This window comes from Brevundimonas sp. UBA5866, from assembly GCF_002432125.1.
In the GTDB taxonomy this organism is placed as follows: domain Bacteria; phylum Pseudomonadota; class Alphaproteobacteria; order Caulobacterales; family Caulobacteraceae; genus Brevundimonas.
The window spans coordinates 1,451-24,585 of sequence record NZ_DJFS01000099.1; the positions used below are offsets into that span (position 1 = coordinate 1,451).

Annotated in this window: 26 protein-coding genes; 7 read left to right on the forward strand and 19 right to left on the reverse strand. The window is 63.2% G+C overall.

All coding sequences use genetic code 11. The features are described 5' to 3' along the window. Positions 1 to 1,854: putative PEP-binding protein (locus B3H86_RS13210; RefSeq protein WP_292054667.1), on the reverse strand; the 1,854-nt coding region annotated here is incomplete at its 3' end. A 60-nt stretch (positions 1,855 to 1,914) separates the two neighbouring features. Next, a complete protein-coding gene (locus tag B3H86_RS13215; RefSeq protein ID WP_292054670.1) occupies positions 1,915 to 3,213 on the reverse strand; it encodes an aspartate kinase in 1,299 nt (432 codons plus the stop codon). 80 nt (positions 3,214 to 3,293) lie between these two features. On the opposite strand from B3H86_RS13215, the gene ubiG reads away from it, so the two are divergent. Next, positions 3,294 to 4,121, forward strand: a complete 828-nt coding sequence (gene ubiG, locus B3H86_RS13220; protein WP_292054672.1) for a bifunctional 2-polyprenyl-6-hydroxyphenol methylase/3-demethylubiquinol 3-O-methyltransferase UbiG — start codon at positions 3,294 to 3,296, stop codon at positions 4,119 to 4,121. A gap of 56 nt (positions 4,122 to 4,177) precedes the next feature. Here the strand turns inward: ubiG and B3H86_RS13225 are convergent, their stop codons facing one another. The 8 genes from B3H86_RS13225 to B3H86_RS13260 form a co-directional block, all read right to left on the reverse strand. Further along, the gene (locus tag B3H86_RS13225) at positions 4,178 to 4,744 is read right to left on the reverse strand and encodes a lipocalin family protein (RefSeq protein WP_292054674.1); all 567 of its coding nucleotides are present in this window, start codon (positions 4,742 to 4,744) and stop codon (positions 4,178 to 4,180) included. A gap of 36 nt (positions 4,745 to 4,780) precedes the next feature. After that, entirely contained in the window at positions 4,781 to 5,317 is a 537-nt protein-coding gene (locus B3H86_RS13230; RefSeq protein ID WP_292054676.1) for a GNAT family N-acetyltransferase, read from the reverse strand. After that, positions 5,272 to 5,727 carry a DUF6265 family protein gene (locus B3H86_RS13235; protein WP_292054677.1) on the reverse strand — a complete coding sequence of 152 codons (456 nt, stop codon included), beginning with the start codon at positions 5,725 to 5,727 and terminating at the stop codon, positions 5,272 to 5,274. Before B3H86_RS13235 ends, B3H86_RS13230 begins: the two co-directional genes overlap by 46 nt. Before the next feature lie 63 nt (positions 5,728 to 5,790). Continuing rightward, entirely contained in the window at positions 5,791 to 6,546 is a 756-nt protein-coding gene (locus tag B3H86_RS13240) for a helix-turn-helix domain-containing protein (RefSeq protein ID WP_292054679.1), read from the reverse strand. Positions 6,547 to 6,551: 5 nt separating this feature from the next. After that, complete coding sequence (locus B3H86_RS13245) at positions 6,552 to 6,989, reverse strand: DUF1178 family protein (RefSeq protein ID WP_292054682.1); 438 nt, start codon at positions 6,987 to 6,989, stop codon at positions 6,552 to 6,554. Further along, positions 6,986 to 7,825 carry a carbon-nitrogen hydrolase family protein gene (locus B3H86_RS13250; RefSeq protein WP_292054684.1) on the reverse strand — a complete coding sequence of 280 codons (840 nt, stop codon included), beginning with the start codon at positions 7,823 to 7,825 and terminating at the stop codon, positions 6,986 to 6,988. Before B3H86_RS13250 ends, B3H86_RS13245 begins: the two co-directional genes overlap by 4 nt. A 15-nt stretch (positions 7,826 to 7,840) precedes the next feature. Then, positions 7,841 to 8,098 carry a glutaredoxin 3 gene (grxC, locus tag B3H86_RS13255; protein WP_292054687.1) on the reverse strand — a complete coding sequence of 86 codons (258 nt, stop codon included), beginning with the start codon at positions 8,096 to 8,098 and terminating at the stop codon, positions 7,841 to 7,843. Between the two features lie 69 nt (positions 8,099 to 8,167). Continuing rightward, positions 8,168 to 8,959 (reverse strand): ComF family protein, encoded by a 792-nt coding sequence (locus B3H86_RS13260; protein WP_292054691.1) that lies wholly within the window; start codon positions 8,957 to 8,959, stop codon positions 8,168 to 8,170. Here B3H86_RS13260 and B3H86_RS13265 point away from each other — a divergent pair. After that, positions 8,958 to 9,851: a methyltransferase domain-containing protein gene (locus tag B3H86_RS13265; protein WP_292054694.1), complete on the forward strand. Its 894-nt coding sequence runs from the start codon at positions 8,958 to 8,960 to the stop codon at positions 9,849 to 9,851. The two genes, B3H86_RS13260 and B3H86_RS13265, sit on opposite strands and share 2 nt — an antisense overlap. Here B3H86_RS13265 and B3H86_RS13270 read toward each other — a convergent pair. Genes B3H86_RS13270 through B3H86_RS13285 form a run of 4 tightly spaced genes read right to left on the reverse strand, consistent with a single transcriptional unit; the run spans position 9,848 to position 12,884 of the window. Then, positions 9,848 to 10,060 carry a Flp family type IVb pilin gene (locus tag B3H86_RS13270; RefSeq protein WP_292054697.1) on the reverse strand — a complete coding sequence of 71 codons (213 nt, stop codon included), beginning with the start codon at positions 10,058 to 10,060 and terminating at the stop codon, positions 9,848 to 9,850. The two genes, B3H86_RS13265 and B3H86_RS13270, sit on opposite strands and share 4 nt — an antisense overlap. Before the next feature lie 24 nt (positions 10,061 to 10,084). After that, entirely contained in the window at positions 10,085 to 10,510 is a 426-nt protein-coding gene (locus tag B3H86_RS13275; RefSeq protein WP_292054700.1) for a (deoxy)nucleoside triphosphate pyrophosphohydrolase, read from the reverse strand. Beyond that, positions 10,507 to 11,886 carry a bifunctional glutamate N-acetyltransferase/amino-acid acetyltransferase ArgJ gene (argJ, locus tag B3H86_RS13280; protein WP_292054702.1) on the reverse strand — a complete coding sequence of 460 codons (1,380 nt, stop codon included), beginning with the start codon at positions 11,884 to 11,886 and terminating at the stop codon, positions 10,507 to 10,509. Before argJ ends, B3H86_RS13275 begins: the two co-directional genes overlap by 4 nt. Continuing rightward, entirely contained in the window at positions 11,883 to 12,884 is a 1,002-nt protein-coding gene (locus B3H86_RS13285; protein WP_292054705.1) for a peptidylprolyl isomerase, read from the reverse strand. The genes argJ and B3H86_RS13285 overlap by 4 nt, the downstream gene beginning before the upstream one ends. A 279-nt stretch (positions 12,885 to 13,163) precedes the next feature. Between B3H86_RS13285 and secA the strand changes: the two genes are divergently transcribed. Together secA and B3H86_RS13295 are read left to right on the forward strand one after the other, a co-directional pair. Continuing rightward, complete coding sequence (gene secA / locus B3H86_RS13290; protein ID WP_292054708.1) at positions 13,164 to 16,016, forward strand: preprotein translocase subunit SecA; 2,853 nt, start codon at positions 13,164 to 13,166, stop codon at positions 16,014 to 16,016. A gap of 160 nt (positions 16,017 to 16,176) precedes the next feature. Next, positions 16,177 to 17,334: an aminotransferase class V-fold PLP-dependent enzyme gene (locus B3H86_RS13295; RefSeq protein WP_292054710.1), complete on the forward strand. Its 1,158-nt coding sequence runs from the start codon at positions 16,177 to 16,179 to the stop codon at positions 17,332 to 17,334. Here B3H86_RS13295 and B3H86_RS13300 read toward each other — a convergent pair whose 3' ends face one another. From B3H86_RS13300 to B3H86_RS13310, 3 genes are read right to left on the reverse strand one after another with little or no spacing between them, the layout of a single operon-like run. Then, positions 17,335 to 18,333 (reverse strand): hypothetical protein, encoded by a 999-nt coding sequence (locus B3H86_RS13300; protein WP_292054712.1) that lies wholly within the window; start codon positions 18,331 to 18,333, stop codon positions 17,335 to 17,337. Further along, positions 18,323 to 19,228: an alpha/beta fold hydrolase gene (locus B3H86_RS13305; protein WP_292054715.1), complete on the reverse strand. Its 906-nt coding sequence runs from the start codon at positions 19,226 to 19,228 to the stop codon at positions 18,323 to 18,325. Before B3H86_RS13305 ends, B3H86_RS13300 begins: the two co-directional genes overlap by 11 nt. After that, positions 19,210 to 19,707: a Fur family transcriptional regulator gene (locus tag B3H86_RS13310; RefSeq protein ID WP_292054717.1), complete on the reverse strand. Its 498-nt coding sequence runs from the start codon at positions 19,705 to 19,707 to the stop codon at positions 19,210 to 19,212. Before B3H86_RS13310 ends, B3H86_RS13305 begins: the two co-directional genes overlap by 19 nt. 163 nt (positions 19,708 to 19,870) lie before the next feature. On the opposite strand from B3H86_RS13310, the gene B3H86_RS13315 reads away from it, so the two are divergent. Further along, complete coding sequence (locus B3H86_RS13315) at positions 19,871 to 20,650, forward strand: SapC family protein (RefSeq protein WP_292054720.1); 780 nt, start codon at positions 19,871 to 19,873, stop codon at positions 20,648 to 20,650. Between the two features lie 51 nt (positions 20,651 to 20,701). Here the strand turns inward: B3H86_RS13315 and B3H86_RS13320 are convergent, their stop codons facing one another. Next, complete coding sequence (locus B3H86_RS13320) at positions 20,702 to 21,109, reverse strand: acyl dehydratase (protein WP_292054723.1); 408 nt, start codon at positions 21,107 to 21,109, stop codon at positions 20,702 to 20,704. Positions 21,110 to 21,310: 201 nt separating this feature from the next. Then, on the reverse strand, positions 21,311 to 22,105 hold the full coding sequence (locus B3H86_RS13325; RefSeq protein WP_292054726.1) for a response regulator: 795 nt from the start codon (positions 22,103 to 22,105) through the stop codon (positions 21,311 to 21,313). A gap of 203 nt (positions 22,106 to 22,308) precedes the next feature. Between B3H86_RS13325 and B3H86_RS13330 the strand changes: the two genes are divergently transcribed. Beyond that, a complete protein-coding gene (locus tag B3H86_RS13330) occupies positions 22,309 to 22,506 on the forward strand; it encodes a NepR family anti-sigma factor (protein WP_292054729.1) in 198 nt (65 codons plus the stop codon). Then, positions 22,503 to 23,111, forward strand: a complete 609-nt coding sequence (locus tag B3H86_RS13335) for a sigma-70 family RNA polymerase sigma factor (RefSeq protein ID WP_292054732.1) — start codon at positions 22,503 to 22,505, stop codon at positions 23,109 to 23,111. The genes B3H86_RS13330 and B3H86_RS13335 overlap by 4 nt, the downstream gene beginning before the upstream one ends. Positions 23,112 to 23,135: the final 24 nt, after the last annotated feature.

Sequence of the window (23,135 nt, forward strand, 5' to 3'; positions counted from 1 at the left end):
TTCGATCATCGCCCCGACGCGGATGGTGCGCGGCAGGGTGCGCCCGCGTCGTCTGGCCCACTCGATCTCGCGGTCCACCAGATCGCGGGCGCGGCGGAATTCCTCTCCCGAGGCGATCATCGGGAACATGACCCCCAGTTCGCGGCCCGCCGCCGCCGCCAGAAGCGCGCGCAGCTGCATCCGCAGCAGGGCCGGACGGTCCAGCCCCAGACGGATGGCACGGCGGCCCAGGGCGGGGTTCTCCTCGCGCTCCGGCTCCAGATAGGGAAGAATCTTGTCGCCGCCGATGTCGAGCGTGCGGAAGGTCACCTGACGCTCGCCCGCTGCGTCCAGAACCAGTTTGTAGAGGGCCGTCTGCGCGGTCAGGCGCGGCAGTTCGTCGGCCACCATGAACTGGAACTCGGTGCGGAACAGGCCGATACCCTCGGCCCCGGTCATGTCGAGGTTGTCGAGATCCACCGCCAGACCGGCATTGGTCAGCAGGGTGATACGCGTGCCATCCAGCGTGACAGCGGGCGTATCGCGCAGCTGGTCGAACTCGGCCCGACGTTGTGCCCGCACCTCCATCCGGCTCTGTACCGCCGTCAGCATGTCGGGGCGCGGGCGAAGATAGGCTTCGCCCGTTTCGCCATCGACGATCAGCGGATCACCTTCGGACAGGCGATCGCGCAATCCGCTGAGGCGTCCGACGCACGGGATCTGCAGTGCCCGCGCCACGATGGCGGCGTGACCGGCGGGCGAGCCTTCTTCCAGCAGCAGCCCCTTCAGCTTGCTGCGGGGATATTCCAGCAGGTCGGCGGGGCCGAGGTTACGGGCCACAAGGATGGCGTCATCCGGAAGTTGGCGATCATTGGGGTCGTCACCCATCAGCACCCGGAGCAGGCGGTTGGCCAGGTCCTCGAAATCGTGCAGCCGCTCGCGGATATAGGGATCGCGGGCGCTGGCAAAACGGGCGCGGTGCTCGGTCCGGACACGGTCAACGGCGGCTTCGGCGGTAAGGCCCGAACGCACGGCCTCTTCCAGAGAGCGGTTCCAGCCGCGGTCGTCGGCAAACATCCGATAGGTTTCCAGCACCTCGTAGGGGGTGCCGTTCAACTTGCCCTGCCCGCCTTCGAGCAGAACGTCGATGCTGGATTTCAGCGCCGCCAGACCGGCACGAAGGCGCTGTTCCTCAATGACCGGATCATCGGCCAGAAGCTTGTCCGGCGGAACCGGAGCTTCGTGCAGGACCGCACGGCCAACGGCCAGACCCTCGGCGAATTTCTGGCCCGACAGGCGCTCGGGGCGGTGCGGGGCCAGTTCGACATCACGAAGCTCGGCCTCGGCCAGAAGGCCGCCCGATGCCACCGTCTCCGACAGCACCATCGCGATGTTCTGGATGTCTTCCAGTTCGTCCTCGTCATAGACGCGGGCGGCGCGGTTCTGGACGACAAGCACACCGATGGCGCGACCACCGCGAAGCAGGGGCGCACCCAGGAAGGCGTTGAAGGGGTCTTCGCCCGTTTCCGGACGGTACGAGAAGTTCGGATGTTCCTGCGCGTTCGACAGGCTGACCGGCTGGGCCAGACGTGCCACCTCGCCCACCAGACCCTCGCCCGGGCGCAGGCGCGTATTGTGGACAGCGTCCGGATTCAGCCCTTCGGTCGCGAACAGTTCAAGTTCGCCCGAAGCGCGGCGCAGATAGATGGAGCAGACCTCGGCAACCATGGAGCGGGCGATAATGCTCACCACCAGGTCCAGCCGTTGCTGGGCGCTGGCAACAGCCGATGCGTCGCCCCCTCCGGCCAGAGCCTCGCGGATCTGGCGCAGGAGGTTACGGGGCCCCCGCATCGTCAATCCGCCACTCTTGGCCATAGCCACTCCTCTCGCTCCCCGATCCGCACAATGTCACAGGGGAAGCGTGTTTGTCTCTGCCTAGAGGCTCTCCAGACCGTAAGCGGCGTGAAGGGCGCGAACGGCCAGTTCAGCATAGGCCGATTCAATAAGAACGCTGATCTTGATTTCCGAGGTCGAGATCGCCTGGAATTTGATGCCCTTGTCCGCGAGGGCCCGGAACATGGTCTGGGCCACACCGGCGTGCGAGCGCATGCCGACGCCGATCACCGATACCTTGGCCACATCGTCATCGACGCGGATTTCCTCGAAGCCGATTTCCGACTTGAGCGAGGTCATCAGTTCCGAAGCGCGGGCGGCATCGCGGCGGCCCGTGGTGAAGGTCAGGTTCACGGCGCCTTCGGTGCGGGCCTGCGACTGGACGATCATGTCCACGTTCACATTGGCCTCGGCCAGACGGGTGAAGACATCCGCCGGAGCGTCGGTACGGTCCGAAAGACCCAGAAGCGTGATCCGGGCTTCGTCCCGGCTCATGGTCACGCCGGAAACGATGCGCTTTTCCACGATCTCATCCTCGTCGCAAATCAGTGTGCCGGCATCTTCCGGCAGAATTCCGTTTTCATCAGGCTCGATAAAGCTGGAGAGCACACGCACAGGCACCTGGTTGTGCATCGCCATCTCGACCGAGCGGGTCTGGAGCACCTTGGCCCCCAGAGACGCCATTTCCAGCATCTCTTCGTAGGACACCTTGGCCAGACGGCGGGCGCGGCTCTCGACGCGCGGGTCGGTCGTATAGACGCCGTCCACGTCCGTATAGATGTCGCACGGGCAGTTCAGCGCCGCCGCCACAGCCACAGCCGAGGTGTCCGAACCACCACGACCCAGCGTGGTGATACGGCCCTCAGGCGTTACGCCCTGGAAGCCCGGAATGACGGCGATCTCGCCCGCATCCATGCTGGCGGCCATCGCCTCGGCGCGGATTTCCTCGATGCGGGCGCGGGCGTGGGCGTCATCGGTGATGATCGGCACCTGCCAGCCCATCCAGCTACGGGCCTTATGGCCCATGTTGCGCAAGGTGATGGCCAGAAGACCCGAGGTCACCTGTTCGCCAGAGGCGACCACAACGTCATACTCGTCGTCGGACATGGAACCGGGCGGATAAAGACCCGGTGCCGGAGCCCCCGCGCCGTCGGTCCACGCGACCAGTTCATTGGTTTTGCCCGCCATCGCAGAGACCACGACGGCAACCTTTTTGCCTTTAGCGGCCTCGGCCGCGACAATACGCGCGGCGCGGCGAATTCGCTCCAGATCGGCCATCGAAGTTCCGCCGAACTTCATGACCAGACGGCTATAGTCCGTCTCTGGGATAGCCCCCGTCATACCGGTATCCAATCTCATGCCCCGCAATCGGGGTCGTGTTGCACTTGCGTCGGGAAGAAAGGCAGTCCATCCCTTGGCTCATGTCCGCTTCTAACGACACCGGCCCCGAGCGCAAACCCCAAACCACGCAGGGTTTTACCGAAAATTCGCCCGCTCCCGCGATGGAACGTGCCGAAGGTCCCAGTATCGACCCCGCAGATGTGGCACGTTTTTCCGCCCAGGCGGCGGAATGGTGGGATGCCAAGGGTCCCTTCGCGCCGCTTCACCGTTTCAATCCGGCGCGCCTGAAATTCGTGCGTGATCGCGTGGCGGATCATTACGGTCTGGATCCGAACACCCGCGCCCCGTTCAAAGGCATGAGCCTGATCGATATCGGCTGCGGTGGCGGCCTGCTGGCCGAGCCGATGCGCCGCATGGGTTTCGAGGTGACGGCGCTGGATGCCTCGTCCGAAAACATCGGCACCGCCCGCGCCCATGCCGCGCAGGTGGGGCTGGAGATCAACTACCGCGCCGCCACCGTCGAACAGATCGTCGCCGAGGGCGCAGGGCCGTTCGATGTCGTGCTGACGATGGAAGTGATCGAGCACGTCGCCGATCCGGGCGAGTTCGTCCGCACCTGTTCAAAACTGGTGAAGCCGGGCGGGATCATGATCGTCGCCACCCTGAACCGGACGCTGAAGGGTCTGCTGCTGGGCAAGTTCGCGGCGGAATATGTGCTGCGCTGGGTTCCGGCGGGAACACACGACTGGCGCCAGTTCCTGAAGCCCGACGAAATCCGCGAGATGCTGAAGTCCGAACCGCTCACGGTGACCGGCCCGTTCGGGCTGGAATACAATCCCCTGACCGACAAATGGAAAGAGGGCGACGCCGACATCAACTATATGATGGTGGCGGTCAGACAGGCCTGAAAAAGGGGAGAGGCGCGGGCCTCTCCCCCCTTTTTCGTCCATACGCCGAAGCCCGTTCAGTGCTGAGTTTCGCGCAGCATGCTCATGTCATAGCCCAGAGCGGCAGCGCGGTCGTACAGACGCTGGCGCTGTTCTTGCGACGGCTTTGCCTCGCGGCTCAGGATCCACAGATTGCGGCCCGACGGCTCGCCCACGATCGACCAGCTGTAGTCGTCGGCGTGGTCGAGAATCCAGTAATCACCGACGTAGAACGGGCCGAAGAAGGACAGTTTCAGCTTGGTGTTGTTGCTGCCTTCGACAATCTTGCCCTTGGCGGTGGCTTCACGGTATTCGCCGTTGACCGAATCCTGACGGCAGCCGTTGGTGACGCCGATCTGGCCGTCTTCCAGCAGGCGGTATTCAGCCGTCACGGCCTCGCAGCCCTTCTGGTAACCGAATTCATAGCGGGCCAGTTCGTACCACTTACCGAGGTAGCGATCGAGTTCGACGGCCTTTGCGGGCTCGGGCACATTCGGGTTGCCCGAAGGCCCCTGACGGGCAATCGTCGCACAGGCACCAAGGGCCAGAACACCGGCAACCGCCGCGCCGACAAGGAAGAGTTTGGGAAGGGATGATCTGTTCATGACTATGGCAACGCTGCATAGCTTAACATAGTTCCCCTATACCAAAGACCGCTCCATATAGCGGGCGTCTTCGCCATAGGAGGCCAGCTTTTCGGCCATGCCCGGCGGGCTCTGGATCTCGAATCCATTACGCGCCCAAAAGCCTGAGGCATTGTTCACGGCCACCAGAGAAACCACACCATAGCCGTTCTCGCGCGCCGATGCCGCCAGTGCTTCGATAACAGGACGTGTATAGCCTCCGCCGCGCGTGGACGGATGCAGGGCAAGATCGTGCAGGTACAGGGTCTCTGCATCATCCGGCAGGGCGTCGATCAAGACGTTCAGTGCGGGGGCCGCATTCCGCTTCCACGGATAGGCGACCAGATATCCGCTGACATGACCCGCTTCATCGGACAGGACGAAACAGCCCGAGGGGTTCAGTTCCAGCCGATTGGCAAAGCAGACACGGTCCTCCGGATGATCGGGAAACGACACCTTCGCCACCTCGACCACACCATCCAGATCGGCCTCGGTCATGGCACGCCATTTCAGGGCGGGCACCGCCTGTTCAGTTCCGACTTGTTGAAGGACCATTCTATACTCCTGTCTGGATCACCGTCGGCACCCTCGATGCGGGCGCGCAGACGATCACCTTCGCGCCAATAAACGATCCGGTGCGGAAAATCGTTCTCCGGATTGGCGAAGACAGCCGAAGTGGCATCATGACGCACGAGCCTGAAGGCGGTCGGCGGCATTCCGCCGGGCTGGGCCACATAGGCCCAGTGGTCGTCCTGCTGGCGTTGGATGCGGGCATATTCGAAACCGGAGCGGGTACCGCCGCGGCTCAGGTTATAGCCCATCATCAAGCCCTGCTCCTGCCCGCTCCAGACCTCCGCGACCTCGCGGCCTTCGCTGCACTGGAGCCAGGCACCGGACATCCACGATAGATCCGGATCGTCGGACACAGGCGGTATCAACGCCAGCGATACTAACAGTTGCCACATGGTTTCCCCTTCCCTGCTGGATGACGTCACTCTAGCGGTCGGTGGTTCCGATGGCTTGTATGGTTACGACAATATCGCCCGTGTCAGCGCCAGCCGTTCGCGGGCCCAGGCGGTGGCCGAACAACCGACAAACCGCTGGAAATCCCGCGCCAGATGGGGCTGATCGAAATATCCGGCCGCCAGACCCGCTTGCAGCCAGTTTTCATCCTGATCGGCATGGTCGAATACAGCACGGAAGCGCTGGACCGAGCGCAGGGAACGCGCCGAAACACCGACACGATCCAGAAAGCGGCGCTGAAGATTTCGCACGGAAGCTGGATCCGTTGCGACCGGAGCACGCCCTTCGATCTGCTCCCGAACCAGCGGGTCGATGGACCAACCCGAGGCCTTTTCGGACAGTTCGCCGATCAGGGCGCACACCAAGGCCGTCTCGTCCTTTATGGACGCCAGTGCCTCTGGCAGGCGGTGGGAGGCATCCAGCCGCCGGTCGGTCAGACCCTGCATGGCCTGTCCCCAGAAATCGCGCGCGCCATCCGGATGGAAGCTGACACCGACCACATGCACAGGGCCTTCGACCTTCAAGGTCATGGGTCGTGTAAGCTGGCCTGCCATCAGAACGGGCGGTTGCGCGGATGCGGTGCCATCAGTGCGGATTTCGAGGGCACGTCCGGCAAGATCGATCACCAGTTCGGGAAAACCATCGGGCACGATCCGCTCTATGGCCGAGGGGCATTCATCGACATAGGACCAGATGCGTCGCACATAGGGGGCCAGCGGTTCCGGCACCGCATACTGTCTGAAAACCCCCGCCCCCGACATTGGACCTAATTCGCCTTCGAGGGATCGGGCGGAAGGTCGGGCAAGGGCATGCAGAGCACGCCGTCGTCCTTCAGCTTCTTGATGTCGGCGGGCGTGGCCTCGCCATAGATTTCGCGCTGCTCGCTGCGCCCCTCATGGATGTCGCGGGCCTCGCGGGCGAAGGCGTCACCGACATACTCAAAGTTTTCCTCGACGTGGCTGCGGACCTCGCGTGCGGCCTGCATCATCATGGCCTGCATGACCTTCAGCGCGTCGGGTTTGGCTGCCTCGGTCTTCTTGGTGCCGGTGACAGCGGGTGCCATGATCTGTTTGCGCACCTGATGCGAGGCACAGAACGGGCATTCGACAAGGCCCCGTGCGGACTGGTCATCATAGTCTGAAGACGAGGCGAACCACGCTTCGAAGCCGTGGTCCCGATCACATACAAGCGCGTAGCGGATCATTGGGGCGAGACAAATGAGCGGTCGTGCGTCAGCGCGGGGATGGCCTTTCGGGCGCGGTCCACAGCCGACAAATCCAGCGTGGCGTGAAGCACTGCGGGGCGGTCGTGGTCAAGACGGGCGATCACCTCGCCCCACGGGTCGATGACCAGTGAATGGCCCCAGGTCTTGCGGCCATCCTCATGCTCGCCGCCCTGGGCGGGGGCCAGAACGAAGCTGCCGGTTTCGATGGCGCGAGCCCGCAGCAGGACTTCCCAGTGCGCCTCGCCCGTCGGGCGGGTGAAGGCGGCGGGGACGGTGATGATCTTTGCACCGCCATGCGCCAGTGCGCGGTGCAGATAGGCAAAGCGCACGTCATAACAGATGGTCAGGCCCAGCCCGCCCCAAGGGGTGTCTGCCACGACCGCTTCGGCACCGGGGCGGATCACGGCGCTTTCGCGCCAACGCTCGCCGGTGTCCAGATCGACGTCGAAGACATGCATCTTGTCATAGCGGGCGGTGATGTTGCCGTTCGGGTCAACCAGCAGGCTGCGGTTGGCGGCGCGGCCGTCATCATCAACGCCCGAGCGGACGATGGCCGATCCGATCAGGATCCAGACCTTCAGCTCAGCCGCCAGCTTCTGCAGGCCCTGAACCGCAACGTCCGAGGCTTCATCGCTCAGGGCTTCTTCGCGCAGACCTTTTCTCTGTTCGAGAAAATTGGTCCCTTCGGGCGTCAGGATCAGTTCGGCCCCCTTCAGGGCCGCCTGACGGATCATCGGCGCGATATGTTCCAGCCCCTTGGCCGCCGTGGCGGGGGTGGTGGTCTGGATCAGAGCCACTTGGAGGCTGGAACTCATATCGTGCCTCTAGATTCAGGCTGCCAGCAGGGGGTCGAGACCGCCCTTGGCATCAAGGGCGTGGATGTCGTCGCAGCCGCCGATGTGCTGGTCGTTGATGAATATCTGCGGGAAGGTTGCGGCACCGCCCGAACGCGCGACCATCTCGGCCTTCTTTTCCGGATCGTTCGAGGCGACGATCTCGGTATAGGCGGCACCCTTGCGATCCAGCAGCGACTTGGCGCGGATGCAATAGGGGCAGCCGGGCTTGGTATAGATGACGACTTCGGCCACAGGTTCACTCCATGCGGATTAATAAGGGGGAGATGCCCTGCTCAACGCATCGGACACCCGTTCGGTTGACTATTTAGGGATTTCCCGCGCGCCGCGCACCCCTGCAATCACAGCCAGATGGACACTGGCCGCACCTGCGTCCAGCAAAGCACGGGCACAGGCATCCGCCGTGGCCCCCGTGGTCAGGACATCATCCAACAACAGCACGCGCCTGCCCGACAGCTTTGCCGCCCCGCGCGAGGTCACCTTGAACGCACCCTTTACGTTCAGTTTCCGACCCCGGAGGGATCGGCCACCCTGCGACTGTGTGGCGCGGACGCGCTTCAGGACATCGGGCAGATTAACGAGACCCCGGGTCTTTGCCAAAGGCCGGGCGATCTCCGCACACTGGTTAAAGCGGCGGCGCAGAAGGCGTAAGGGATGCAGAGGCACCGGAACGATGACGTCGCAGTCACGGATCAGAGGATCGGCCGACCGACTGATCCAGCGCGCAAACAGGGCGGCATGCGCCTGTTCATCACCGTGTTTGAGCGCCAGGATCAATCCGCGTGAATGCTCGTCATAAAGGCAGGCTGCACGGGCGCGGGTAAAGACATGGGGCCGTTCGGTACAGACAATGCATCTCTGCCCGGGTGCCAGTTCGTATTCGAAAGGCAGGCCGCAGCCATCGCAGACAGGGTCTTCCAGAAAGGTGATGCGGGCAAAGGCGCGGGCGCTCAGCCCCATTGTCGATCCGCCCACCTCTCCGTCCAGACTGGCGGGCGGCAGGACCAGATCGACCAAAGACCGACCCGCATTGCGCAGCTTAATCGCCCAAAGGCCTTTCCATTCGGCGCCTGAACCGCCATTTGTCCCCGTCATGAGCGCCCCCTCTTCCGGTCCCCCGATTATCTTTGACGCCGCCCGGCGGTCCCACCGTCTGGCGCGTGCGCAACGCCTGTTTCCCCAAGCAGACTTTCTGCACCGCAGGGCGGCGGAAGACGCGGCCCATACGCTGTCGGCCATCCTGCGCGAGTTTAAGGCCGCCGTCGATCTGTCTCCTCATTCTGGCCTGCTGGCCGAGGCACTGGAAGGCACACCGGCAAAAGAACGGATCGGCGCGCTGGCATCTGTCGGTACGGTAGCCGAGCGCGCGGCACCGGGGGCAGCGCCCCTGGGTCTGGAAGACCAGTCGGTCGATCTGGCGGTCAATCTGTTCGGCCTGCACTGGGCCAATGACCTGCCGGGCGCGTTGGCGCAGATCCGGCGGGCATTAAGGCCGGATGGGCTGTTTATCGGCAGCCTGTTCGGCGCGGCGACCCTCAAGGAGTTGCGCGGGGTGCTGACAGAGGCCGAGCTTGAGGTGCGCGGCGGAGCGCAGGCGCGTGTCTCGCCCTTTGCCGATGGTTTTGACGGCGCGGCCCTGCTGCAGCGGGCGGGCTTTGCCCTGCCGGTGTCGGATGTGGACCGTGTGACCGTGCGCTATCGCGATCCGTTCAGCCTGATGCGTGATCTGCGGGCAATGGGCGAGACCAATGTGCTGGCGGGCGAGATCAAACCTCTCAACCGCGCCATCCTGGCCCGCGCGGCACAGCTCTATGTCGAACGCTATGCCGAGGAAGACGGCCGAATCCCTGCAACGTTTGAAATGGTGCATCTGGCCGGATGGGCACCGGATGACAGCCAGCAGAAGCCGGCCAAGCGGGGATCGGCCAAGATGCGTCTGGCCGATGCGCTGGGCGTTAAAGAGTTAACGGGCGAAGAGAACGATTAACCGTCGCCGCCGCCACCTTCACCGCCGCCGCCGCCACTGAGCGCGGCGGTGACCTTTTCCATGACGTATTGCCACTTGGCCATGACGCCGTCTCCGGTGGCAGAGAGTGCAGCCAGTACGACCATAGCGATGAGAGAGGCGACCAAGCCATATTCAATGGCTGTCGCGCCGCCTTCATCAACAGAAAAGGTCTTTACAATCATGTACATCGTCTACCCCCTCTGACCGGGCAGTCAGATTAAATCTCTCAGCCATGCGACCAAGGGCTCATCGGCAGGCGGCATGGGATAGTCCATCAGCTTGCCCGGTTTTACCCACGCCAGAGCGGTGTGTTCTTTGGCCACCACCGTTCCCGACCATCTACGGCAAAGGTAGAGTGGCATCAGTAGGTGAAATTTTTCGTAACCGTGACTGGTAAATACGAAAGGCGCCAGACAGGCCTCCTTGACGTCGATGCCCAGCTCTTCCTTCAGCTCGCGGATCAGGGCCTGTTCGGGACGCTCGCCCGGCTCGACCTTGCCGCCCGGAAACTCCCACAGTCCGGCCAGCTGTTTGCCCTCGGGGCGCTGGGCGATGAGGATGCGACCGTCGGGGTCGATCAGGGCGACCGCGACGACGAGGACGGTCGGAACCGCCCCCGCACTTGCGTTATCGGTCACGAACGGTAGTCCCCGTTGATTTCGATGTAGCGTTTGGTCAGGTCGCAGGTCCAGACCGTGGCCGAGGCGCGGCCCGAACCGACGTGGACCGTGATGTCGATCTCGTCGTTCTTCATATAGGCGCTCATGACCTCTTCGTTGTAGTCGGCCGCGGGCGCGCCATCGACGGCGGCGGTGTGCGGCCCGAAGAAGATGGCCAGACGGTCGCGGTCAACGGCTTCCTCGGTCTTGCCGACGGCCATGACGATACGGCCCCAGTTGGCGTCCTCACCGGCGATGGCGGTTTTCACCAGCGGGCTGTCGGCGATCGACTTGGCCAGTTTGCGGGCCGAGGCCGGCGACGCCGCACCGTCCACGGTGACCTTGACGAATTTGGTCGCGCCCTCGCCGTCCTTCACCAGCTGGTGGGCGAGGTCGAGCATCACCTGTTCCAGAGCGCGCGAGAAATCCTTCAGGCGGCGGTCGCCGACACGGCCGATACGCGGCGCGCCCGACTTGCCCGTGGCGAAGATCAGGGCGGTGTCGTTGGTCGAGGTATCGCCGTCCACCGTCACCGAGTTGAAGGTGGTGCGGACGTGCAGGTTCAGCAGCGCCTTCAGCACCGGCGGGGCGATGTCGGCATCGGTGACGATAAAGGCCAGCATGGTCGCCATGTCCGGCGCGATCATGCCCGAGCCCTTGGCGATGCCCGAGATGCGGACCTTCACACCCTCGATCTCGCATTCAGCGGTCGAGCCCTTGGGGAAGGTGTCGGTGGTCATGATGCCCGCACCGGCCTTGGCCCAGTTGTCAGCGCTCAGCCCTGCCTCGATTTCCGGCAGTTTGGCGGTGATCTTAGTATCATCGAGAACCACGCCGATCACGCCGGTCGAGGCCAGCATGACGTCGCGCTGGCGGCAGTCGAAGCGCTTGGCGGCAGCGGCGGCGGTCGCCTTGGCGGCATCGGCACCTGCCTTGCCGGTAAAGGCGTTGGCGCAACCGGCGTTGACGACCATCAGCTTGACGCCCTCGCCGCCCTTGTCGGTGTCGAGCTGCTTCTTGCACCAGTCCACCGGAGCCGAGCCGACCTTGTGACGGGTGAACACGCCCGCGCAGTTGGCCCCGTCAGGGAAGTGGAACACCACCAGATCGTCGCGCTCGTGCTTGTAGAAGCCCGCGCGGGCGGTGGCGATCTCGACGCCTTCAACCGGCGGCATTTCAGGGAACGGCACCGCCAGCGGAGAGATCATCAGACCCGGCTTGCCCGCCGCAGGCGCAGCCGCCTTGGCCGGCTGGGTCGCGCGCTTGATCACGGACGCCAGCGGATCGAGAGCCTTCTCGATGGCGGATTCAATCTTTTGGCCGGTCGAGGACGTTTTGGCGGGGGGACGGCTCATGCAGCAGATCCAGACGAAGACTTGGTAGAAACTGAGGCCGTCGCCGGGGCGGTGGCCGGGTTGGAACCTGCAGGTGCCGAAGCAGACGCAGGAGGCGGCGTTTGCGGCGCGGAGCGCGGCGGGTCAATCTCGAATTCAACCTTGGCCTTGCCGCGCAGCTGTTCCAGCAGTTGCCGGACGCCCTCATAGGTCAGGTAGCGGACAATAACCGGACGGGCCTGTTCGAGGGTCGGCGGGGTTTCGGCGCGACGGTCCTCGACCCGCAGCACGGCCCAGCGGCCGTCGTATTCGACCGGTCCGACCAGTGCCCCTGCGGGCTTGTCCGCAACCGCAGCCGCGTATGCGGCAGGCAGAAGGTCGGGGGTGGCATAGCCCAGATCGCCGCCGAGGGCGCGCGATGCCTGATCGACCGAACGTTGGGCTGCGACAGCCTCGAAGGCTGTGCCCTGTCCGATCAGTGCCACCACGGCATCGGCCTGCTCTCGCGTTTCGGTCAGAATCAGGCGCAGCCGCACCTCTTCCGACTTCTGGGCGCGGCGCTGCTGTTCGGCATAGAGGCGCTCGACAGCCTCGTTGGATACAGCCTTGTTCACCACCGTCTCGACCAGCATGTCGCCCAGAATACGCTGGCGCACAGCCTCTAGGCGCCGCTGGGCGGCGGGGCTGTCGGCCAGACCGCGCCGTTCGGCCTCACGGGCCAGAAGGGTCTGGTCGATCACCTCGTCAAGGACACGCCGGAACAGCTCGCTGGAAACATCCAGAGGCTCACCCTCACCGATCAGGCCTTGGGCGACCGCCTCGCGGCGCACGTCCGAGGCCCAGATCTCGTGTTTCTCGACGCGGGCGACCACGCGGTCACCGGCGTCGGGATGGGTCTTGGCCGGATTATCGCCGCAGGCCGCGACGGCGAGACTGAGCGCCGCGCACAACCCCAGCGTCAGCCGCCGTGCGGCAGGGCTGGAAAATGAGGGTCCGTACAGGAAAGAGGGGCGCGACATTCGCATCGGGCACTCCCGTGGCGGGGTGGACAACAGCCTCTAGGGCCGAGGGCGACGGTAGGCTGTTCGCGCACAGCAAACACTGCTCGCGTTGACAGGCTCTAGGTGGGTGCTTAAGTCCAGCCTTCGCCCAAGTCGAGGGGTTTCCGACTGGATAGGTGTACCTTTGGTTGCGCGTTATTTCGACGCAAGGCCGGGTTCCATCCTCCGTGAACCTCAGACTGGGCGTGAGCTACCCTTTCTCTGAGCCTTCAACTGCTCGCCCGTTCCGGATTGCCCATGCTCGGCTTCGCCAAGAAATTCTTCGGTTCCTCCAACGACCGCAAGGTCAAGACCTTCATGGCCGAGGTGCAAAAAATCAATGCATTAGAGCCTAAGTTCGAGGCGCTGTCCGACGACGAGCTGCGCATGATGACGCAGACTTTCCGCGACCGGATCGAAGGCGGCACTTCGCTGGACAAGCTGCTGCCTGAAGCCTTTGCCGTTGCGCGTGAAGCCTCCAAGCGCGTTCTGGGCCAGCGCCAGTACGATGTGCAGCTGACCGGCGGTATGATCCTGCATGAAGGCGGTATTGCCGAAATGCGCACCGGCGAGGGCAAGACCCTTGTGGCCGTGGCACCGGTTTACCTGAATGCCCTGCTGGGCAAGGGCGTGCACGTCGTTACCGTGAACGACTATCTGGCTCGCCGTGACGCCGAGCAAATGGGCCGCGTCTATCGCTTCCTGGGTCTGGAAGTAGGCGTGATCGTCAATGGCCTGAGCCAGGGCCAGCGCCAGATGGCCTATCAGGCCGACATCACCTACGGCACCAACAACGAATTCGGCTTCGACTATCTGCGCGACAACCTGGTCTACGACCGTCGCGAGATGGTGCAGCGTCCGCACCACTTCGCCATCGTCGACGAAGTCGACTCCATCCTGATCGACGAAGCCCGTACCCCGCTGATCATCTCGGGCCCGACCGAAGACCGCTCGGACTTCTACAAGATCGTCGACGGTCTGGTGAAGGAACTGGTCAAGGACAAGGACACCTATGACCTCGACGAGAAGCAGCGCCAGGCCCTGCTGACCGAGCTGGGCTCGGAGCGTATCGAGGACATGCTGAAGGAAGCCGGTCACCTCGTGGACGGCACCGAGGACCTGTATGACCCGCTGAACGTCTCGCTGGTCCACCACGTCAACCAGGCGCTGCGTGCCAACACCCTGTATCAGCGCGACAAGGACTACATCATCAAGGGCGGCGAGGTCGTCCTGATCGATGAGTACACCGGCCGTATGATGACGGGCCGCCGCCTGTCGGAAGGCCTGCACCAGGCCATCGAGGCCAAGGAAGACGTCAAGATCCAGCCCGAGAACCAGACTCTGGCCTCGGTGACGATCCAGAACTACTTCCGCCTTTACGAAAAGCTGTCGGGTATGACCGGCACCGCCTCGACCGAGGCGCAGGAATTCATGGACATCTACAAGATGGATGTCCTGGAAGTGCCGACCAACCGTCCGATCCAGCGCAAGGACTACGACGACGAGGTCTATCGCACCTTCAAGGAAAAGAACGCCGCCATCGTCAAACAGATCGCGGAATGCCATGTGAAGGGCCAGCCGATCCTTGTCGGCACGGTTTCGATCGAAAAGTCCGAAGAGCTGTCGGAACTGCTCAAGACCTATGATTACAAGGTCGAGGTCAGCCGCGAGCTGAAGCCGGAATACGCTGGCCGCGAGAAGGAAGCCCAGAAGGTCGGTGATGACGCCTACAACATCACCTACAGAACCGGCCGCGGCATCCCCCACAACGTCCTGAACGCGCGTCAGCACGAACAGGAAGCCTTCATCGTGGCCGAAGCCGGTCTGCCGGGCGCGGTGACGATCGCCACCAACATGGCCGGTCGCGGTACCGACATCCAGTTGGGCGGCAATATCGAAATGCGCATGCAGCGCTGGCTGCAGGAACAGCGCAACATGGCCATCGAGGTCACGCCCGAGCAGATCGCGGCCAAGGAAACCGAGTTCAAGGCCGAGATCGCCGTCGCCAAGGAACAGGCACTGGCCGCAGGCGGCCTGTTCGTTCTGGGCACCGAGCGTCACGAAAGCCGCCGTATCGACAACCAGCTGCGCGGTCGTACCGGCCGTCAGGGCGACCCGGGCACCTCGAAATTCTACCTGTCGTGCGAAGACGACCTGCTGCGCATTTTTGCCGGTGACCGTCTGGACGCCATCATGAAATCGTTCGGCGTGGCCGAAGGTGAGGCCATCAGCCACCCGTGGCTGAACCGCGCCGTCGAGACCGCCCAGAAGCGCGTCGAAGCCCGCAACTACGACATGCGCAAGAACGTGCTGAAGTACGACGACGTCGTGAACGACCAGCGTAAGGCCGTGTTCGAGCAGCGTCAGGAGTTCATGGACTCCAACGACCTGTCGGAACTGGTCGCCGACTTCCGTCAGGACGTCATCAGCGATCTGGTCGAACGCTATATGCCGCCCAAGGCCTATGCCGAGCAGTGGGACATCGACGGTCTGGACGAGAAGGTGAAGCACACCCTCGGTCTGGAACTGCCGCTGCACGACTGGGCCGCCGAGGAAGGCGTGTCGAACGAAGAGATCGAAGAGCGTCTGACCGAAGCCGCCAATGCCCGCGCCGCCGAGCGCGAGGAAATGATCGGTGCCGAGCAGACCCGCAATCTCGAGAAGCAGTTCCTGCTGCAGATGATCGACATGCAGTGGCGCGAGCACCTTGTACATCTCGACCACCTGCGCGGGGTCATCGGTCTGCGCGGTTACGGCCAGCGCGACCCGCTGAACGAATACAAGACCGAGGCTTTCAACCTGTTTGAAAACCTGCTGCACGACCTGCGTCACAATGTGACCCGATGGTTGATGACGGTCGAGTTCCGCTTCCAGCCGCCGCCGGAAATGGAAATGCCGGAATTCCAGGAAATCCACCTGAATCCGGGTACCGGCGAGAACCAGATGGCCGATCCGGCAGCCCAGAACCCTGAAGGCATCCTGCAGGGCGATGACCGCTCCAAACTGCCGGTCGAAGCCCTGCCGGAAGGCTGGGAACGCACCAACCGCAACGGCGACTGCCCGTGCGGCTCGGGCCGCAAATTCAAGCACTGCCACGGCAGCTTGGTTTAAATCCCGCGCCTTAACGCGTGGCGGGCTTTGCCCGCCGCCGCTAACGCGACCGACGCGGTCGGTCGCTGCTTGAGCGGCAAAAATCTACTTAGGTTGAGGGCGGTGCTTGGACATCGCCCTTTTCTGTTGGACGGTTCGAGTATCGCGGTAAGGTGGTGCCATGTTGAAGCACCGTTTTACCCGCGCCCTCTCGCTTGATCCGCAACGGCTGCATTTCGCGGCCCACAGCCACCATCTGTGGCCGGACGTAACCTTCGACGCTCAGGTACGGGCGTGGGCCGAGGCTAACCACTATGCCGACCGAAAGTGGGACCTGGTGTTCGGCGAGGTCATACCGGCCGCGCAAAACCATGTGGCCCGCCAGCTAGGCCTGCCATCCGGTGACAGCATCGTCTTTTCGCCCAACACCCATGACCTGCTTCTGCGGGTGGTCTCGGCGGTAGACGGCAAGCCCGTGCGAATCCTGTCGACAGATGGCGAGTTCCACTCCTTCCGCCGTCAGGCCGAACGCTGGGAAGAGGCCGGTGATGCTGTCGTCACACGCATTCCCCTCACGCCTATTGAAACCTTCGAAGAGCGCTTCCTGCAGGCGGCAACCGCGGGCGGGCATGATCTGATCTTTGTCAGTCAGGTCTTTTTCCGCACAGGTCAGGTCAGCGGAAATCTGGCCCCGCTGGCGGCGCTGTCGAAACCCGAAGGGCCCTGGGTCGTCATTGACGGCTATCACGGCTTCATGGCCACACCGACAGACCTGTCGGCTATTGGCGACCGGGTCTTCTATCTGGCGGGCGGCTACAAATATGCGATGGCGGGCGAAGGGGCCTGTTTCCTGCATGCTCCGCAGGGGTTCGGCTCGCGCCCAGTGGTCACGGGCTGGTTTGCCGAGTTTGGCGATCTGGAAGGGCCGCCCGGCGGTGTCGGATACCGCACCGACGGCGGGCGTTTCTGGGGCGCGACTTTTGACGCCAGTGCGCTTTATCGCTTCAACGCCGTGCAGGAGATGCTGGGCGAGGAAGGCCTGGGCGTGGGCGATCTGGCGGCCCATTCACGCGACCTGATGCAGCGGTTCCAACAGGCCATGCGCGGCGATACCGAGACGGTACTGGGACAGGCCGACTGGCTCAATCCGGTCGAGGGCGATGGTCCGCGCGCGCGCTTCCTGGCCATCCAGCATCCCAAGGCCGCCGACGTCCGCAGCCGCCTGATCGAACAGAACATCATCACCGATGTGCGGGACGACGTGATCCGTTTCGGATTTGGCCCCTATCAGGATCAGGACGATGTCGAACGCCTGATACAGGCCTGCCATCAGCTCTGATCAGTAAAAGAGGGACTCGGCGTCTTTCTCGGCCTTGGGCGGGGCTGTGTTCAGCTCGCGGGGCGCAGGTCGCGGACGGCTCGGTGCCGTCTGCGGCTGCGCCGGTACCGGACGGGCTGTCGAACGCGCAGGTGCCGGCGGACGCACCACCTCTTCGTGGGTATCACCCGGTAGAGCCGGTGACGGGGTGCGATAGTTGTATCGATCCTCGTCGTCATATTCCTCGCGCCCGTCTTCATAGGCGGGGCGATCACCGTAGTTCAGACGCGGATAGGAATCCTCATACGGTTCTTCATAGGGCGCTTGATCGTAGGGCGGCTCCAGCGGCTCCGATAGAGCGGGCTCGGCAACGGGCGGGCCATAATCGCCGGACAGTCGCAGCGCATAGCGGGCCTCGTTCACCGCCGAAGGCGTCTGGCACAGACACGCCGCAAGCTGGTTCGCTCCATCACGCCAGACGATGACCGGCCAGCGATTGTCATCCCTGCCCCGCCCCACGGCCTGCATCACGCCCTGCGCAAAGGCCCTGGCCTCGGCCAGCACGGCCAGACGTTCGGGCGTCGCATTGGAAGGCGCTATACCGATGGCGGTCCAGTGCTCGGCACGCATCGACATCCATTCTTCCAGAAGGTCGATATCCCGGTTCAGCCACAACTCTGCAACCGTGGCCTCTTCCGAACCGCCGCCATGACCGGACGGTACCATGATGACCCGCACCTGGCGTCCCTGCGCGGCCAGTTCGGCGGCATCGGTTGAAAGCCATGTCTCCAGCCCCGGTGAAGCGCGTGGGGCGATCACATAGACCGGACGGTCGCCTTCGTTGAGCGCGATATAGGGTGCCCCTTCAAGCAGGGTTTCCAACGAGGCGGCCTTTGCCACCACCTGTACCGGCTGCTGACGGGCAGAGACATTCCACCAGACGATGATGACGATGCCCGCCATGAGCAGGCCCAGCCCCAGGCCCGCCGCCAGCGCAAGCGCGATACGGTTAGTCCACACGGCAGAACACCATATCGGTCAGGGCTTTGCGCACGACCTGCGGGTGGGTCATGGGGAACAGGTGACCGCCCCCCTTGACCGTTTCGACACGGACATTGCCGCGCCCACGCATCACCGCACACAGGCTGCCGTACTCGGCGCGCAGGATGCGTACGGGGCCTTCGAAACGACGCAGTGCCTGCCACGGATTATGCGATTGCGCCGAATAGTTTGAAGCCTCCCATTCGGGGGAACAGGCCAGACGCAGACCCTCCGGTGTCTCCACCAGACCATCCACCAGATAGTCGTGCAAAACTTCGTCGGGCCAGCCTTTGAAGGCTCCCCGTCCCTTCCACGATTCAAACGCCTGATCGCGGCTGTCGAAAACGCTGCGACGTCGCAGGGTCGATCGGACAATCGGGCTGTGCGACGGCAGTTTGTCGAAAACCGGCATCTGGAAAGCCGCGACAGTCGTCTTTGGCCAGATCACCGGATCGAGCAACAGAAGGCTCGACACCCGCTCGGGCACGCGCGATGCCGCCAGCAAGCTGGAAACCCCGCCGATCGAATGTCCGGCAAGCAACAGCCCGGGGCGGTCTATCGCCTCGATCAGGGCGATCAGGTCCTCGCGGTGGTCATGCCAGTTGCGGCGGTTCTGAATGTCTGTAGGCAGGGTTGTGCGGCCATGCCCCCGCAGGTCCGGAGCCCAGATTCTAAGGTGTTTCGCCAATGGTGCCAGAAGCGACCGATAGGTGTAGGCGTTAAAGCCATTGGCATGGGCAAATACGAGATCGATGGGGCGATCCGGTGGGCCGAAGTCCAGAACCGCCATATCCCCCTCACCATAGCGGTTGCTTATGGGAACGGTCAGACGGCGCGGTGCCGCGTATTCGGCCATCAGCCGGTGGTCCGGCATTGGGCGCACCGGCCGTGGCCCTCGATCGTGGTGTGCTGGATGTCGTAACCCGCAGCCTTGGCCGCAGCCCCCAGACCCAGCTCGCTGAGCGGAACAGCCACCTCTGCCGTCGAACCGCAGCAGTCGCAGATCAAAAACGCCGCGGCATGGGCGCGCAGATCGTCATCGTGCGCCGAGCAGGCGACATAGGCACTGATGGAGGCAATGCGGTGAACCACACCACGCCGTTCCAGAAACTCGAGCGCGCGATAGACGGTCGGGGGTTTGGCCGCCTCGCCGTTCAGGCCATAGCGGGCGATCAGATCATAGGCCTTTACCGGCTCTCCGGCGGTCAGCAGCAGTTCCAGCACCCGGCGGCGCGGGGCCGTCATACGCTCGCCCTCGGCGATGCAGGACGCCTCCACGCCATCAAGGATGCGCGCGACTTCACCCGGCCTCCGGGCGTTATCGAGATGGTCGTGTTGGCAGGGCAGGTTCATGACACAAGAGCTAGGGTTTCGGAGAGCTTGTCGCAACCGTAATGAAGGCGGGGCTAGTCGAAGCACATAAAACGTGGTTCACAAATACCCCTGCTCGTTTGCCGATCGCCCTGCATTGGGCTAGAACGCGCCTCCTTTCAGTCCAGAACATCAAAAAGTTTCTATGACCGACACCACTGCTCAAAACGCCGGCAACCTGACCGGCAACGTCCTTTTCTACTCGCAACCGGAGCCGCTGTCGGTCGAAGCCCACGGCAAGCTGGGCGTCCAGCCGGTTGAAAAGCCGTATGCCTTCATCGGCCAGACCAACATCGTTCCGCTGACCGTGACCGAGTTCGCACCGGCCGCCCTGTCGTATCCGGTGATCTTCGTCGGCGAGAACAAGCAGCCGGTCGTGGCTATGGGCCTGAACGTCAATGACAACCTGTTTGTCACCGACGGCGAGTTCCGCGCAGACGCCTATATTCCGGCCTATGCCCGTCGCTATCCGTTCGTCTTCGCCAACGACGATTCGCAACAGCGCATGATCCTGTGCATCGACCGCGCTGCACCGTACTTCGTCGAAGGCGGCGAAACCCCGCTGTTCGAAGGCAACGAGCCGAGCGCCTACGTCAAGAACGCGATGGAGTTCTGCAACAATTTCGAACAGGAGCGCGTGCGCACCGAGTCGTTCGTGCAACTGCTGAACGAACTGGACCTGTTCGAAGTGAAGGAAGCGACCTTCACCCCGCGCAATCCGGACGGCACGCCTGCCGCTCCGCAGAAGCTGGCCGAATATTTCGCCGTTTCGGAAGACAAGCTGAAGGCCCTGCCGGCCGAGAAGCTGGCCGAGCTGCGCGACAACGGTGCCCTGGGCCAGATCTATGCCCATCTGGTGTCGCTGGCTGGTTGGGACCGTCTTATCGCCCTGGCCCTGACCCGTCAGGCCGCTGCCAACGCCTGATCCGCAAAAGCCGGATAGGAAGACGCCCCGCAGGACACTGCGGGGCGTTTTTCATTGGCGCGTTACCAGAGCGCGGGTCAGGCAGGAAAAGACCAGTCTGCCCGCTTCATCGAGCAGATCCTGCTGGGCAATGACGACACCCTTGGCATCGCCCACCGGATCCTTGCCCATAATGGTGATACGCCCCCTCAGCAGTTCGCCTGCGGGGGGATTGCGCAGATAGCGGATACCATCCACCGCCAGCAGTTTGAAACCCGCCCAGCGGTTGCAGACGTCATGGCTGAGCCGGCTCCATATGGCGTAGACCATTGCATCGGGGGCACCATAGCCTTCGTCCCAACCGGGCAGGAAGCGTTCGACAAATACCTCCAGCGACGCCTGATCGACGGCGATGACGCCGGTCGACATCACTTGGCCGATCTCGATCTGCTCGAAGGTAATGCTCAGAATTTCGTCCATGATCCGCCCCTCAGGCCCGCGCCTGCAAAGTCCTGACATGTTCTGGTGGAGAGCGCAAAAAGAAGGGCGACCTCGCGGCCGCCCGATAAGTCGCATCATCGAGAAATGAGGTGCATTGCCGGACGGTTTGCACAGCCCGGCAACACAACATCCCAACGTTAGCCGAACAGGTCCGGTTCCGTCGATGGAAAACGCTTACAACTAGCTGCGCTGGGCCGGGTGGAAGAACAGGGCCTGGCTGATGGCGGCCTTGACCGTTTCCGGCTGGAACGGCTTGGTGATCAGGAATGTGGGCTCGGGACGCTCGCCCGTAAGCAGGCGTTCCGGGAAGGCCGTGATGAAGATCACCGGCACATCGATGTTCTGGAGGATTTCCTTCACCGCATCGATACCCGAAGAACCATCGGCCAGTTGGATATCGGCCAGTACCAGACCCGGGCGGCGCTGGCGCACAGCCTCGACGGCCTCGGTGTGGGTGGCGGCCGTACCCGAGACATTGTGGCCCAGTTCGCGAACCAGGCTTTCGATGTCGGCGGCGATGATCGCTTCGTCCTCGATGATCAGAACATCGGTGGCCAGTTCGGCGTCGATGTCGGACTGTGCCTTGGCGATCAGGCGCTCGACTGCCGATACATCGACGTCAAGGATCTGCGCCGCTTCGGAAGGGGTGAACCCTTCCAGAGAGGTCAGCAGGAAGGCCTGACGCGAGGCCGGCGAGATCTTCATCAGACGGCGCGAGGCATTGTCCTCGGCAGAGTTGCCGTCTGCACCCGACTGATCTTCCAACTGGGCACCCGAGGACGACCAGATGGCATGGAAAATATGATAAAGCGCCACGCGCGGCGTCATGTCGGCCGGCAACTGGCGCTCGCCAGCGGCCAAAGCCTCAAGAGCAACGCGAACATAATGGTCTCCGGTGGACTGATCACCGGTCAAAGCACGTGCGAAACGCCGAACATAAGGAAGGTGCGGCGCAAGTCTTGCCAGAAGGCTCATTCTGGATTCCCCGATGTCGTGGAGTGACTATTCACCCATACGACGGAAAGGTTTAACGAAGAACCTTGGCCGCAGTTCCAACCTTTACCGACCGTTTTACATATTTCCGCTAACCTGCCGGAACAGTAGAGCCTGTTACGGCGTTAAGCACACATACGTGTCCGGTCACAATGGTACCGGAGCGGGGGACGGTCCGAGAGTTAATGACTGAAAAATCTCAACTTCTGAGCCAAGCCGACGAAGCTGATGACCTTGATCTCGATGAAGCGAGACTGAGGCAGCAGGCCATTGGCGTAAAACTTCGTCACCTCTTCGACGAAGTCGTCAACGAACCCGTACCGGATGAGTTTCTAGCCATCCTCAAGCGGGCGGACCAACGCGACAACACAGGTGGGGCATGACATCAACCGGCGCGGCTCCCAAGCCGCCCTCATCGGATGACGAAGGCTTCAAGAAAGAACTTGTCGGCCTCATCCCGCATATCCGCGCCTTTGCGCGTACCCTGACCGGCGACCCGACTGCGGCCGACGATCTCGCCCAGGAAGCCATGATGAAGGCATGGGACGCCCGCGCGTCCTATCAGATGGGCACCAATATGAAGGCCTGGACCTTCATGATCCTGCGCAACCAGTTCTATTCCGAAAAGCGCCGCTCGTGGCGCTCGACCCAGTTGGACCAGGAAGCCGCAGAGCGAACCCTTATTGCTGTCGATGACCCGGAAGCTCCGGTCGCGCTGGACGAGCTGCGACAGGCTTTGCAAACCCTTCCGGAAGAACAGCGTGAAGCTCTTATTCTGGTCGGTGCCGGTGGCTTTGCCTACGAGGAAGCTGCCGAAATCTGCCAATGCGCGGTCGGAACAGTCAAAAGCCGCGTGTCGCGCGCACGCAAGGCCCTGCAAGCCGCGCTCGAGCGTGGTGGCTACGCGCGTGACGGAAAGGCGGCCGGTGACGCGATGAGGTCCATCCTCGCGGACGCCGACCGGCTAAGCGGCACCACGAGAGACTAGCGAGTGCCGCAGCTCCTGCGGAAA